The following is a 14,346-nucleotide window of genomic DNA, read 5'->3' on the forward strand; positions in this document are numbered from 1 at the left end:
GGTCCGCTGGCATCGTGCTCAGTGCCGGTCTTAGAAAAGGAAGCCACAAAACCATCTGCAGCAGGCTCCCGACACCAAGCTTGAACGTCATGCAGATCCACGCTTCGTGGCAATAAAGGCCATGCGCTGGGGCGGCAGCGGCACCCCTCCGTAGTGGTCCTGCCGCCGGACTTCGAAGCCCGAGCTCTGGAGAAGCTGCTCGAGCTCGTCGGCGGAGAAGGTCCGCACCAGGTGCTCCTCTTCCGATCGACGCGGGCCGCCCTCCCATTCTCGAATGGTGGAGATCCGACGCGTGAGAAGCGACCTGTCCGGATCCTCCACCACCTCCACATCGACCCGCCATCCCTCGCCCTCCCGCGACGCGCGATACCGCATCGGCTCCCACTCCGACCGCAACAGCACGTCGAAGATGAACAGGCCGTCGGGTCGCAGCGCCTGATAGACGCGCTGAAATAACGGGGCTAAATCGGCCTCGGCCGCCTCGGTCGCGAGGTAGCACAACACCTCCCCGATCGCGGTGATCCCCACGCACGGTGGAAATACGAATTCATAGACGGAGGCGCGCACGAACCGCGCACCCGGCGCGGTTGCCGCCGCGATCTCCAGCATGGCGGGAGAAATGTCGACCCCCACCACGTCATATCCCGCCTCGATCAGCTGTCGGGCCAACAGGCCGCTCCCGCAGCCAAGATCCACCACCAGGCCACTGTGGAACCCCGCTTCGCGCAGCACGCCGAGCAGCCCGTCCGCCGACCGGATGGCAAAGTCACCAAAGCCCACGTGATGGATGTGGCTGAGGTCGGCCCCGTAGAAATCTGCCATGGTCTATCAGGGATGCTTCTACCGCGTTCCGACGTCTCACTACCGCGACATGATTATAGCCTAACGGTTGGCGCCGCTGGATCTCTACTGCTCCAGCGCGCGTTACGTACGGGCAAACCATCGTCAGACGGCTCGCGTTGAGCCGGGGGCGACGAATAGCAATTCATACTGTCATGACAGAGCCTTGACAGTCCACCGCATCCAGACGCCTATTGTCCGGGATCCAGTTGGAGCCCGCGCTGCAGGTTGAAGTCCCCAGGCAGGTCTTGGCGCCCTGAAAGCCAGCCCTCGTCGCGCCAGACGCTCTCTCGATCACGCTCCATCCACAGCCTCCCGTTCCCCAAGCCATCCTGAATCAGGGTGTCATCATCCGACAGTGCTGTGCCACCACGGCGATCGCGTAGGCCAACCGCGCCGTGACCAGCTATCGCTCGATCTAAACACTTCCTTTCCCCCACTCAACCACGTGACAGTACTATGCCAGAGCGCCCGGTGGTTCTCGTCCATGGCTATTCCGATTCACACAGAGGCTTTCGCGTTTGGAAGGAAATCCTCGACACAGACTTCGACGTTCGGGTAGCCTCATACAAGTCCCTGACCAACGAGATCAGCATCAAGGACATTGCGGAGGGATTCGATCGTGCGCTCAGGTGCCAAGCCGGCTTGGATCAGGACCAGGACTTCGATGCTATCGTCCATTCGACAGGCATGCTCGTCCTCCGTTCCTGGCTTACGACGTACCCGCGTCGCAAGGATCGGCTGAAGCATCTGATAGCGCTGGCGCCTGCAACCTGGGGGTCGCCGCTCGCTCACAAGGGGCGTAGCTGGCTCGGCTCGGTCTTCAAGGGGAGCAAGAACATCCTCCGTCCGGACTTCCTCGAGGCAGGGGACGGGGTGCTCGACGGACTGGAACTGGGAAGCCGTTTCACGTGGGATCTGGCCCACCGGGACCTGTTTGGCGCAGAGATCTACTATGGTCCCAGTCGATACACGCCTTACGTGTTCACCTTCTGTGGGACAGAGGATTATGGTGGCGTGCGGAAGATCGTGAATGAGCCCGGCACGGACGGGACGGTACGCCTCGCGGGCGTTGCCCTCAACAGCCGCAAGGCGATTATCGACCTGACCGAAAGACCGCAAGACCCCAAACGCGCCTACTTCACTGGTTTCAAGAGCGTTGACGACCTTCCAGTAGTGCTCATCGATGGAGTGAACCACGGGACCATCATGAGCCGGCCGACGCCCGAGCTCGTGCAGCTCGTGCGCTCGGGACTTAAGGTCGGGAACAAGCCGGCCTATGACAAGTGGTTGCGGGAAGCAGAAAGGGTGTCATCCAAAGGGAAGGACGGACCATGGCAGCAGTTCGTGGTTCGACTCGTCGACGAGAGGGGGGATCCTATCCCTGACTACAACGTGCGCCTATTTGAAGGTCGTCACGAGCTTCATGACTTCACGGCCGACGTGCACGCTTATAGCGGAGACAAGAGTCTACGGAATTTCCACGTGAATGTGAGCGAGCTCGCTGATCAAAAATTCACGAACCTGAGGATGCGCCTGATCGCGAGTTCGGGCACTCAGCTGGTAGGATACGTCGGTTACGGAAACGGGACTGGCGCGTCGCCGCATCCGACGATGGAAGTCGTGCTGGACATCACAAACCTCGTTACCGGCGACACCAAGCTCTTCTACCCGTTCACGACCACCCTGGTGGAGATCAAGCTCAATCGAGAGCCGCTGCCGTTGAACGGCGAGAGCCGTTTGTGTAGGATTTTGCGTGAACTGTAGGTTATCCGTTGGACGTTATCCGTTATCCGTCATCCGTTGTACGTTATCAGTTGGGACAGGTTGTTTGCCTCGAGATCGACTGGTCGCCGTGATGGTTATTAGCCATCAGAGTCACAACCAGTCTACAGCGCACAGGCTTGTCGGCTGGCTACAAGATCAGACCATTGGAGCCGCTCGACGCCTGAGCGCCAATGACTTTCATCAGCTGAGTGCACCCGCCCAATTTGAGCTCGACCGCCTGGTCCCGACTGATAACTGATAATTGATAACCCACAACGGATAACGGATAACGGATAACGGATAACCTTCCTCAGTATCCCGGATTCTGCACCAGCGCCGGATTCCGATTCATCTCGTCCCGATGGATCGGCATGAAATACATCTTGTCATCCCAGGCGCGGTTCTGGATGCTCTGCACCTCGTAGCGATAATTGGTCCAGGTGCTCCGGTCGGTGCGGCTCGTTCCCTCGATGTAGATGTTGATCCCCCGCGCGTTCTCCGAGAATTCCTCCGGGGCGATCATCCACCGACGCACGTCGAAGAAGCGCTGCTCCTCATAGGCCATCTCGATCCGCCGTTCGTTGCGGTATTCCTCGCGCAGCGCATCCTGCCCCATGGAGGCCGAAAGCTCGGGCATCCCCGCCCGCCGCCGGATCTGATTGAGCGCCATCACCGCATCATCCAGCTCCCCCAGCTCGATCGAGGCCTCGGCGTAGTTCAGCAGGATCTCCGCGTAACGGAAGAAGATCCAGGGGATCTCCTGCTTAGTGAACTGATGGTTCACGGTCGGATCGATGAACTTCCGCAGATAGTATCCCGAATAGCTCCCATTCCAGTCCTCGATCGGGCTGTCGCGGGTATCTACCCCCGGAAACGTACGCCCGTCGGGGAGGGTCAGCCGGCGGAATGTCTGGATGATGCCGTAAGGCTCGATCTCCATCACGTCGTCTGGACGCTCTCGCCATTCGGCCCCGTCGTACAGGATGGTCCCGTAGAAGCGCGGATCGCGGCTGTCGTACGGCGAGGCCGCGTGCTCGGGATTGCCCCAGTCGAACGGAGCGCCGTCCAGCATCCGGTAGTCGTCGACCAGGTTCTGGGTGGGCGTGTTCCCGGCCCAGTTGTGGAATCCGTTGGGGCCATTGTGCAGCCCGGGGTGGTAGCCGTCGTCCCGCGTGCGCAGGAAGAACCGACTGAGGATCACCTCCTCGCTGATCTTCTGGAGGAACAGGTCCGCGTAGTTCTGCGCTGCTTCCTCGGGCGTAGCAGGATCCGGCCGGAAGAGACCATACACGCCGAGATCCATCACCTCCTTGGCGGCATCCTTCGCGGCGCGCCACATCGCCTGTCGATCCTGCGGCGTGGTATAGCCCGTTTCGGCCATGCCACTCGGGTTCTCGTGATACAGGTCGCTGGCCGCGTAGAGCAGCACACGAGCTTTGAGCGCCAATGCGGCCCCTTTGGTTGCCCTTCCCAGGTTCGAAGCTTCCACCGGTAGCAGCTCGGCAGCCTGGGTAGCGTCCGCCAGGATGAAGTCGACCGTTTCCTCGAAGCTGCTCCGCGGGATCTCGTAGTCGTCATTCAGGCCGTACACTTCGGTGACCAGAGGCACCCCTCCGTACATGCGCAGCAGATTGTGGTAGAAGTAGGCGCGCAGGAAAAGCGCTTCCCCCTTCATCTGCCGCTTCCGCTCCTCGTCGTACGTGGTCGAGTCGATCCTCGAGAGGACGAGGTTCGCCTGACGGATGCGGAAGTAATTGTCCCCCCAGTCGAAATGGTTGAAGCGACCGTCGTCGATCGCCCCGCGGTCACTGGGGGAGATGATGGCCTGTACGACCTTGTCGGTATTGTAGCCGTGGACGAAATGGGCCTCGTCGCTCAGGGAGCTGAGCATGATCTCGTAGAGACCGTGTCCCATCCCCAGATAGATGTCGTTGAGGAATGCCTGCGTGAGGTTCGGATCCTCGAAGATGGCCTCTTCCGCGATCTGATCCTTGGGTGAGACGTCCAGAACGGACGAATCACACGCTGCCAGCCCGCAAACGGCCAGGAGGGCAGCTCCGACCAGAGAAAGATGGTGCCTCATGATGCCCTCCATCAGAATGTGACGGTCGTTCCGACATTGAACACGCGCTTCTGGGGGTAGTACATGCCCTGCGGATGACGAACTTCAGGATCCATGTACTTGAACTTGTCCCAGGTGAGGAGGTTGAATGCTCCCACGTAGACGCGCATGGCGTCGATTCCGAGGGCAGCGGTGAGGCGCGCCGGCAGCGTATAGCCGACGTCAACCGTCTTGAGCCGGATGTAGTCGGTGCTCCTGAGGAAATAGGTGTTGTCGTTCGCGACCCAGTACTCGTCCTGGCGATTGTACGCCCGGGGATGCTTCGAATTGGGACTCTCGGGCGTCCAGCGGTTCTCGGCGAAGGCCTTCAGGTAGTTGCCAATGTCGCCGGAGAGCGTCTCCAGGTACTGGACGCCGCCCATGGCCCCCTGAAAGAAGACGCTCGCATCGAAGTCGCGGTACTGCAGACCCAGCGTCAGCCCGCCGTTGAAGGTCGGCTCGCTGTTCTTGTTGATCCGCACCCGGTCGTCGCTGTTGATCATCCCATCGTCGTTGACATCCTCGAAGATGATGTCGCCGGGTCGCGCGCCGGGCCAATGCGGATACGCGTCCACCGCCGCCTGATCCTCGAAGACGCCGATCGCCTTGTAATACAGTCCCGTCCCCATCCGCCGCCCGGTGGAGCGCTGCCACTCGGGCGCGCCAGCGGGTTCATCCCAGTCGATGATCTTGTTCTGGGAGTAACCCAGGTTGAGGGTGATGTCGTAGGAGGTCCTCTCCCCGACCGCGTCACTCCAGCTCAGGCTCCCGTCCCACCCCCAGCTCGCGACTTCGCCGATGTTCTCCCGCGGCAGGCTGAGGCCGCTGGTCTGCGGAACGGAGGCGTTTCGCCAGTGGAGGATGTCCTTCCTCCGGTAGTTGTAGTAGTCGAATACGAATGACAATCGGTGATCGAACAGCGCACCCTCGACGCCGACGTCGAGCTGGTTCGCCACCTCCCAGGTGACATTCGGATTGGGGGTGCGCGTCTGATAGACGCTCTTGGCTTCCTGGTCGATGTCGAAGACGTAGCCACCCCCGAACCCGTACGTGGCGAGGTACTGCCACTCGTCGATTCGGTCGTTGCCGGTCTGCCCCCACGAAGCGCGCAGCTTCAGATCGTCGAAAATCGGAACGGCGTTCCGGAAGAAGTCTTCCTCGGACAGGCGCCAGCCCGCCGAGACCGCGGGGAAGAAGCCGAACCGCTTTTCTTCCGGGAAGATGTATGAGCCGTCGTATCGGCCCACGAACTCGAGGAGATACTTGTCGTGGTAGTCGTAGTTGATGCGCGTGAAGTAGTTCTGCCGCGCGGAAACGCTGGCGCTCCCCCAGTTGTTCTTCTCGGCGTCGCCCCCGGCGAACATCTGATCGATCTGATCGGAGACGAAATGCTTGCGAAAAGCACCGAGATTTTCGCCTTCTCCCGTCTGTCGCTCGACGCCTCCCAGTATCGCGAGCGAGTGGGAGCCGAAGTCGCGACGATACTCGGTGACGAAGTTGAGTAGCGCGCTCTCGTATCGCTCGTTGGCTTGCTCCAGCTCAGGCTCGCTGTAGCCTCGCTGCGCAGGCTGAAGGACGGGCTCTCCGTTGGCGTCCCGCGTCTCGTAGTCCCAGGTGTACAGCGTCCAGGGAGTCCTCCACGTCTTGCGGTACCGGCTCATATGGTCCAGCGCCGCCGTTGCCCGCAGCGTCAATCCGTCTATACCGGGAACGGCGAAGTCGAAACCGAGATTCCCCTGCAGGTAATAGCGCTCATCGTTGTCGTAGCCGGTCGCCGGCGTGCCGATCACGACGGGGTTGTCACCATACTGGATATCCGGACCGGGAAGACCATTGGGCCAGTACGCGGGCATGTTCGGCTTGCCCATCATGACGGCCTGGAAGAGGTAGAATGAGCTTCTAGTCGGAAGGTTCCGGTCTTCCAGACGACCCGTCACATCAAATCGGAGGGCCAGGTTGTCTGTGATCTCGCCGTCGATATTGCTGCGGAAGCTGTACTGGTTGTAACGGGTGGCGCTGTTTCGGTAGAAGCCGTCTTCGGTGAGACCGCCGAGCGAGAGGTAGTAACGCATGCGCTCGCCACCGCCACGCAGCGACACGTCGCCGCGCGACTGCATGGATACCGGCTTGATTACTTCCTGGAACCAGTCGGTATTCGGATAGAGCCAGGGATCGGCTCCTTCGCGGAAATTGCGGATTTCCTCCTCGCTGTAACGCGGCGTCCTGTCGCGGTACATGTCGATCTCATTGAGCATCGCCATGTACGTCGCGGCGTCCGCCATCTCCGGCAGGCGAGTGGGCTGATTGAACCCGTGGTTGACCGACACGGAAAGGGTCGGCTCGCCGCTCGTGCCTCGCTTCGTCGTCACCAGGATCACGCCGTTCGCGGCGCGAGATCCGTAGATCGCCGCCGAGGCATCCTTCAGAACGCTGATGCTTTCGATGTCCTGCGGCGCGATCCGCTCGAGGCCGCCGGCGCGATTCGGAACTCCGTCGATGACGACGAGCGGACTGTTGTCGTTCAGCGTCTGGCTGCCGCGAATCCGGATGCTCGAACCGTCGAATCCCGGCTCTCCACTGGCGTTTACGGTCACCACGCCCGGGAGCTTGCCACCGACCGAGTTCGACAGGTTGGGAATGGGCACCGACTCCAGTTCCTCACCGTCCACCGCGGAGACGGCGCCCGTCAGCGTCTCCTTCCTCTGCGTCCCGTAGCCCACCGCCACGATGCCTTCCAGCTCGAGCGCCTGTGGGGTGAGCGAGATCGCGACGTTTGCGACACCACCAGCCGTCACCGAAACGTCTACGGTCTGCCCACTGTACCCGATGAGGCTCGCTCGCAGGGTATGATCTCCCGCCGGCACGCCTTCGATGGCGAACGTGCCAGTCGCGCCCGACGTAGTGCCTATGCTCGTTCCGACGACCTGAATGCTGACGCCGGATAGAGGCTGCCCATTGTCGTCGGCCACGGTTCCAGTAACCCGCCCCACCGCCTGCGCCCCCACCATGGTCGGCAAAGTCGCCGCCATGGCTGCAAAAATTGAGATTAAAGATACCGCTCTGACCCGCATGGGACACCTCCGGAGGAGAATGGTGGTGAGTCCCGCCCCCGTCTTAGCGCGGGGGCGGAGGGCCGATGGTGAGAGGCCGATCGGCGGCTGAGCGATGCTTACGCGGATCGGCTCGGGCACGCCGTCCACGCTGCAGCTAGCCGCCGAAGAGATCTCTCATGAACCTGGAATTCCAGTGATATGACTCCATGAGGTCCGCGCCTTGGGGCACTGCGCCCTCGATCTGAACCCACCCGGAATAGTCGATCTCCGCGAGCGCGTCCTTCACGCGCTCGAAATCGATCACCCCCTTTCCCAGCAGAGCTCCGTTTTCCTTCGCGTGCACCTCGCAGATGAGCTCGCTCCCGAGCTCGCGGATTTCGCTGTAGACGTCGTAGCCCATCTGATTGGAGTTGGCGACGTCGTAGTAGACGCGCACATTCGGGGACCCCACCGCGTCGATGATCTCCCGGTGCTCGTCTGCGCTGAGCCACGACTCGATGCCCAGTATGACGCCCGCGTCCTCGGCCCTCGGCGCGACCCGCTTGAGCCGCCGGACGACTTCGCGCTGCCCCTCGGCATCGTTCTTCAGATCGTTGTGGTTGAAGAAGGCGAGCAGGATCACTTCCAGGGACATTGCGCCTGCCAGGTCGATGCTGTCGCGCACCCATGTCTCGGTGATCGCCTCCGACTTGTAGGGCACCTGGTTGAGGATCCCGAGCGCGAGGCTCGCAATGGCAACTCCGTGCTGCCGAGCAGCATCCTCGAACGCCTTCCTCTTGCCAGCATCGAGGAAGGAAGACGGGTTCTCTCCGAGATCGAGCTGCACCCCATCGAGGCCCAATGTGCGGGCGATTGCGAATGAGCCGGGATCGGATCTCTTCCCCAGCGACCAGTCGCAGGCGCCGAGCCGTACATTGGGACGCCAGATGCCGTCTGCTCGTGCCCGGGAGGTGCCGAAGCCGACCATCCCGGCGAGCAGCATCGTTCTCCGTAGCGCCTCGCGCCGAGTGAGCATTTCAGGCAGGCAGGTCATCGTGGATTCAGGAGGAAGGCGGCAACATCCGCGATCTGCTGGGCCTCCAGCTCCAGCTCCGGGGGCCGGGGCATCATGCTCACGGGCAGCGTCTGGAGGCTCTCGATGTCCGAGCGCGCCACGGTATGCCGCTGCCCGTTCGCATCCTTGATCACGACCGTCGCACCGTCGGACAGCAGGAAGCCGAATAGCACCCGACCATCCCTGCCCGTCAGAACGTGGGTTTCATAACCGTGCGATATGTCGGTGCTCGGGTGGACGATCGCTTCGAGGAGGGTGGCACGATCGAACTTCGATGCCGCGTGGCTGAGATCTGGCCCCACATCCGCTCCCACGCCGTCCACCGTGTGACAGACGGCGCAATTGCCGTAGAAGACGGTCCGACCCCTCTCGGCATCGCCCTCCAGCGCGGCGACCTCGTCGGCGGTAGGCCCTCCTCGGCGGGGGAAGAACGCCTCGGTGAGCACGCGCACCTGTCGATCCAGATGGTCCCCGATCGTGCGGCGGGCCATGTCGGTGACGAGGCTGGGCAGCTCCCCCTCGGCCAGGACGCCGATCAGCAGCGCGCCGCCCAGCGAATCCGCGCCCAGAGCCGCCACAGCGTCGACCCGTTCCTCGACGCTGCGGGTGGAATCCAGCACCACCGAGCGCAGCCGCATGAGCTCGGCGGCGTTCGTCGGTGCCGCTATCGATTCGGGCATGACCGCGCCGGTCACGGCGAAGCCGTTCCAGCGAGTCGCCAGGCCGTGCTCCAGCCACCACGCCGCCTGGCGAGCGACATCGTCGAGCTCGCTGTGGGTCAGATCGGCCATCGTCTGCGCAGCCTCCCGGGTGGGGATGAAGCCGATCGCCACCAGTGCGCGATTGCGCTCCGACTCCGGCACCTGGGGAGAGCTGGCCCGCTGCCTCAGGTCCTCCAGAGCCACGGCCGGGTGCAGCCGCCACGCGATGCCGGCGAAGCGGGCGTCCCAGTCGACGGGATCGGATGCGCCGAGCTGCTCACGCAGGAAGGGGTAGAGCTCTTCCTCCTTCCCGTCGGCCGCCATGCCGAGGGCTTCCAGGTACCAGCGATCCTGGCCATCGAAGCCCCGCGCCAGCTCGAGGATGATGTCCTGTGACTCCGACAGCGGAACGTCACGAAGAGAGATGGCCACCTCGCGCCGAACGGCGGGTGACGGATCCTTCGCCATCATCGCCGCATAGGGGAGCATGTTCCTGCCGGTGGCCCGGAGCGCACGGTAAGCCACCAGCCGGGTCTCGGGATCGCGATCTTCTAGGAGGCGCTCGACCTCTCTCACTCCGCGCGGCCCCAGCTGGGCAAGGAGCCAGATGGCACGCGCTCTGTGGTAGGGATTGTCCCGGCGCAGAAGCGCGCGGACTTCGCCCAGTACCTTTTCACCCTGCGCGCGGAGCCGGACGAAGCCGCTCGCCCGTACGTTGATGGCGGGGCTCAACAGCGCCTGGATCTGCCCCTTCGTGGTGGTGAGGTCGATCTCGGGCACAGGCAGGTCGTGCCCTCTCGGCGCAATGCGGTAAATGCGGCCCACCTGTTGGTGGTCGTACATTGCGTGCCCGCCGACGACCGGGTCGTACCAGTCGGCCACATACACGGCACCGTCAGGTCCGACGGCAACGTCGCTGGGGCGGAACCATTTGCGCTGGTCCTCCCCCACGTCTTCATTCCAGACATAATCCGCGGTACCCCCCGCAACCGAGCTGATGAGCTCTCCTCTCTCCAGCCGATAGCCGGCTCCTTCCGGCATCGTCCGGTATCCGAAGACGACATTTCGACCGGCGTCGGCGCTCAGCAGCATTCCGCGGAACTCCCGCCCCAGCTCGTCTCCTTCGTAGACCACGATGCCGGTGGGCGCGCCCGCGCCGACCCGGTCTCCGGCCGGGATGACCCCGGGATCCTCCTGGCGCCAGTGGGCGGTAAAGAGGTCCTGCCCCGGGCGCTGATCCGCGCGCCAGGTACGCGAGCCATCGGGACTGAAGTAGCCGAGGCTACCCCCCTCCATCACCCACGCAGTGCGGGTCGCGACGACCTCGTCGTCGTTGTCGTTCTGCCATAGGTCGCCGCGCGAATCGACGGTCACCTCGTAGGCATTCCGGAAGTTGTGCCCCAGGACCGTCAATCCTCGTCCGTCGGGGTCGATGCGCAGCGCCAGACCTCCGGTCCAGATGCGTCCGTCATCGCTGACCCGTCCCGGCGTATTGTCCGTGTTGTACGGGGTCCCGCCCGTATAGACGCTGCCGGAGCGCAGCGTCCAGCCGGCGCTGTCGGTGACCACGTGCGGGCCCGCGTTGCCGGTGTTGAAGTACCAGCGTCCGTCCGGCCCTGCCACGAAGGCGTGGAGCCCGTGGTCGTGGTCGAAACCGCCGAAGCCGGTCAGGAAGACCTCCCTGCGATCGGGGCGATCGTCGCCGTCCTCGTCGGTATAGACGATCACCGACGGCGAGCTCGAGACGATCACCTTGTTGTCGATGACCGCCAATCCCAGAGGGGAATGAAGGGCCGTGTCCTGCACGAAGGTCTTGGAGCTGTCCGCGACCCCATCCCCGTTCGTGTCCTCGAGGATGACGATCCGATCTCCCTCCGGCCTGCTCGGATGATCCGGCTTGAAGGTGCGGTAATTCGCGGCCTCGGCGACCCAGACGCGCCCCCGTATGTCCACGTCGATGTTGGTGGGGTTCACGAACATCGGCGTCTCCGCCCAGAGGATGACCTCGAGACCCGCCGGCACCACGAACCGGTCGGTGACCACGGCCGATGCGGGGGGCGGCGTGTAGTCGGGAGTGGTCCTGCAGCTCAGCGGGACGGCGGTCGCGGCGATCGACAATGCCACGAGGCGGAGAGGAGCAGGCGACGAGGTTCTCTGTGGGTGCGCCATAGCGTTGGCGGGCTATAGGTCAGCGCTGTTGGTCGGCTAAGGCACGATGCGGGTACGGTCGTGCCGCCGACATCCAGGGGCTTCGATGGGTCGTGTGGCAGCCACAGTACATCCGAATGTCCGGACAATCAAGAGTTTTGATCTCGCCCTGGCTCGGCGGAGGCCCCCTTGGCCCGAAAAATCAGAGGGTTAGAGATCTCTCGCCGTTCCAGGAGGAGAGGTTGTCACCACGGCCCACGCGCATCGCGCCCTCCCGGAGCGGAAATCGGCCCCTGCGTGAGATTCTCGCCGGCGGCCTAGTCCCCGGCTCGAAAGGCGAAGGCGCGGCTCGGGTTCTTCACCATGATCCGATCGAAATCTCCCGGGCTCAGTCCGGCCTCCAGGAGCTGAGAGCGGAACTCGGTGACGAGAAAGGTCAGGCCCGGGGCGCCGCCGTACATCCGCCAGTATCCGCGTCTCGCCGCGTCCATCCCCAACATCACCTGGTCTCCCAGACCCTCGGCGAACAGCGCCACCACGAGATCGCGCGTGGGGTTGCCCTGCCCCGGCTTCCACCGAAACGCCGAATCGAACTCGACGAAAACTCCGGTCGACAGAATCTCCCGGTGATATGCAAGGTCCGGGTTGCGATCGGTGTGGGAGAGGACGACGTGGCGCGCCTCCACGCCCGCGTCGCTTAGCAGCTTCACCTGCTCGAGCGCCGCGGTGCCCTGCTCGGTGTGCGTCAGGATCGGAGCCCCGGTGATGCGATGTGCCGCAGCCGCCGCCCGGAACGCCTTCTGTTCATGGGCATTCAGACTGTTCAGACCCCCCGCGACCTTGATCACCCCCGCGCGATGCGGCGTCCTCCGGATCTCGGGGCCCTCGTAGTCGTTCGCGTCCACGCCGTCGCGAATGTCGGCCACGAACAGCTCGGTGAGCGCGTCCTCGTCCAGACCCAGCAAGGGATGGTCAGGGGGATAGTACTTCCGCAGGTGCAACCCGGTGGGACATACGATGTGCACCCCCGACCGACTGGAGACCTCCGCCAGCTTGGTCGCACTGCGGCTGCAGCCCGCCGGCATGGAGTCGACCATCGCCCGCACGCCCGCCGCGTAGCACTCGGCCAGCTCATCCGCCGCGTGCTCCACCGAGTTCAGCAGAAAATCGGGGTACTGCTCCGTCGTGTACCCCTGTTCGATGATGATATGCTCGTGGGCGTAGCACGGGCCCAGCTCACCCGGCGGAACGTCTCCGAGGACGGTGCGCACGAAGGTCATAGAATGGCCTCCCCGCGCTTCGCTCCGCGGTTGGCTGCCCACGCGTGCGCCGCGGTGGCCGCAACCTCGCCGGGCGTCTCCAGTACCGCGCCCAGGGCGGCCAGGCGCTCCTGCAGCTCGGTCACCGGCAGGTCACGCGCCCCGCAGTCACGCTCCAGCGAGAGCGCTGCCGCCAAGCCTGCCGCCTGACCCATCGACATGGTCTGACCCATCGACCGGCAGGACGCGTGAGCATCGTGAGTGGCGCTGAAGCATCGTCCGGCAACCCATACCTCGTCCCGCCCCCGCGGGACGAGAGTCCGGTAGGGCACGTCGTAAGCCTTTCCCTCGGGCACGTACGCCCAGACGGTCTCTTCTTCGCCCGCAGCGTTCTGGCGGTGGTCCTCGATGGGCGCACCACACAGGAGCACCCGGTCGTCGAAACGCCTCGCCTGCAAGCAGTCGTCGCGGGTGAGGCGGTACTCGCCGTAGACGCGTCTCGACTCGCGCACGCCGATCTGCGTGCTCAGGCCGATGATGCGGGCGTTCTCGTAGCCAGGCACACGGTCGCGGAAGAAGGCTTCGTAGATGTAGGCCTGCCGGCGCCCCTCGCGCTCCGCCTTACCAAGCTCGTGCACATCGGTGGCGTCGACGCTGGCCACTCGCACCGCGACCGTGGAGATGCAGCCCGGCTGCACCATGGCGTGTGCGCTTCCCGCCCGCCGAGGCAACGGATGGGTGCCTTCTTCCACCGCCCGCGCCATCCGCTCCGCGAGCATCTTCTTGCCTCCCGCACGCTCGAACCGCTCGAGGTCCACATTGCACATGCGGAAGGTGGTGGTGAGCGTCTGCGCGGGATCGATTTCGCCCGCTCGCTCAAAGGCGATTCCCGCGTGGTAGCACAGGTCGGCGTCGCCGCTCGCGTCGATGAAACGCTTCGCCCGTATCCGCCTGAGGCCCTGCTTGGTCGCGATCACCACCGCGTCGACGCGACCGTCCGGATTGTCTTCAACGCCCACCAACAGCGAATGGAGGTAGAGGTCTACACCCGCCTCCTCCAGCAAGCGGTCCCAGATGATCTTCAGTCGCTCCGGGTCGTAAGTGACTCCGGTGCCCGCTCCATACGTGTTCGGTCGCAGGTACATCGCGCCCTCGGCATCCAGGGCGTCGACCACCTGGTCGGGAATGCCTCCCACGACCTTTCGCGGCTCCGGCCCCGGGGTGAAAAAGCCGTAGAAGGTATCCAGGACCTGGGTGGAGCACCCTCCGAAGAAGCCGTAGCGTTCGACGAGCGCAACATGGAACCGGCCGGATCGGCTCGCCGCGAGGGCGGCGCAGCACCCCGCGGATCCGGCGCCGACGACCAGCACGTCGACGTCCGCCAGAGTGGGGATGTGTGCGGAGATCAGCGGGGAAGGCATTC

General features: G+C 63.8%; 8 protein-coding genes. 1 reads left to right on the top strand and 7 read right to left on the bottom strand.

Annotation, left to right across the window (positions count from 1 at the left end):
* Positions 1-87: 87 nt before the first annotated feature.
* Positions 88-822, bottom strand: a complete 735-nt coding sequence (locus VF167_18815; GenBank protein HEX6927483.1) for a class I SAM-dependent methyltransferase — start codon at positions 820-822, stop codon at positions 88-90.
* Between the two features lie 477 nt (positions 823-1,299).
* Between VF167_18815 and VF167_18820 the strand changes: the two genes are divergently transcribed.
* Positions 1,300-2,607 (top strand): hypothetical protein, encoded by a 1,308-nt coding sequence (locus tag VF167_18820; protein HEX6927484.1) that lies wholly within the window; start codon positions 1,300-1,302, stop codon positions 2,605-2,607.
* 310 nt (positions 2,608-2,917) lie between these two features.
* On the opposite strand, the gene VF167_18825 is transcribed toward VF167_18820, so the two are convergent.
* The 6 genes from VF167_18825 to VF167_18850 all read right to left on the bottom strand — a co-directional run bounded on the left by VF167_18825 (position 2,918) and on the right by VF167_18850 (position 14,344).
* Positions 2,918-4,690, bottom strand: coding sequence for a RagB/SusD family nutrient uptake outer membrane protein (locus tag VF167_18825; GenBank protein HEX6927485.1), 1,773 nt, complete (start codon positions 4,688-4,690; stop codon positions 2,918-2,920).
* Positions 4,691-4,701: 11 nt separating this feature from the next.
* Positions 4,702-7,737, bottom strand: a complete 3,036-nt coding sequence (locus tag VF167_18830) for a TonB-dependent receptor (protein ID HEX6927486.1) — start codon at positions 7,735-7,737, stop codon at positions 4,702-4,704.
* Positions 7,738-7,915: 178 nt separating this feature from the next.
* A complete protein-coding gene (locus VF167_18835) occupies positions 7,916-8,776 on the bottom strand; it encodes a sugar phosphate isomerase/epimerase family protein (protein HEX6927487.1) in 861 nt (286 codons plus the stop codon).
* Between the two features lie 14 nt (positions 8,777-8,790).
* Complete coding sequence (locus VF167_18840; protein ID HEX6927488.1) at positions 8,791-11,640, bottom strand: PVC-type heme-binding CxxCH protein; 2,850 nt, start codon at positions 11,638-11,640, stop codon at positions 8,791-8,793.
* A gap of 341 nt (positions 11,641-11,981) precedes the next feature.
* On the bottom strand, positions 11,982-12,944 hold the full coding sequence (locus VF167_18845) for a hypothetical protein (GenBank protein ID HEX6927489.1): 963 nt from the start codon (positions 12,942-12,944) through the stop codon (positions 11,982-11,984).
* Positions 12,941-14,344, bottom strand: a complete 1,404-nt coding sequence (locus VF167_18850; protein HEX6927490.1) for an FAD-dependent oxidoreductase — start codon at positions 14,342-14,344, stop codon at positions 12,941-12,943. The genes VF167_18845 and VF167_18850 overlap by 4 nt, the downstream gene beginning before the upstream one ends.
* Positions 14,345-14,346: the final 2 nt, after the last annotated feature.

It is taken from the genome of Longimicrobiaceae bacterium (assembly GCA_036375715.1).
Lineage (GTDB): Bacteria > Gemmatimonadota > Gemmatimonadetes > Longimicrobiales > Longimicrobiaceae > DASVBS01.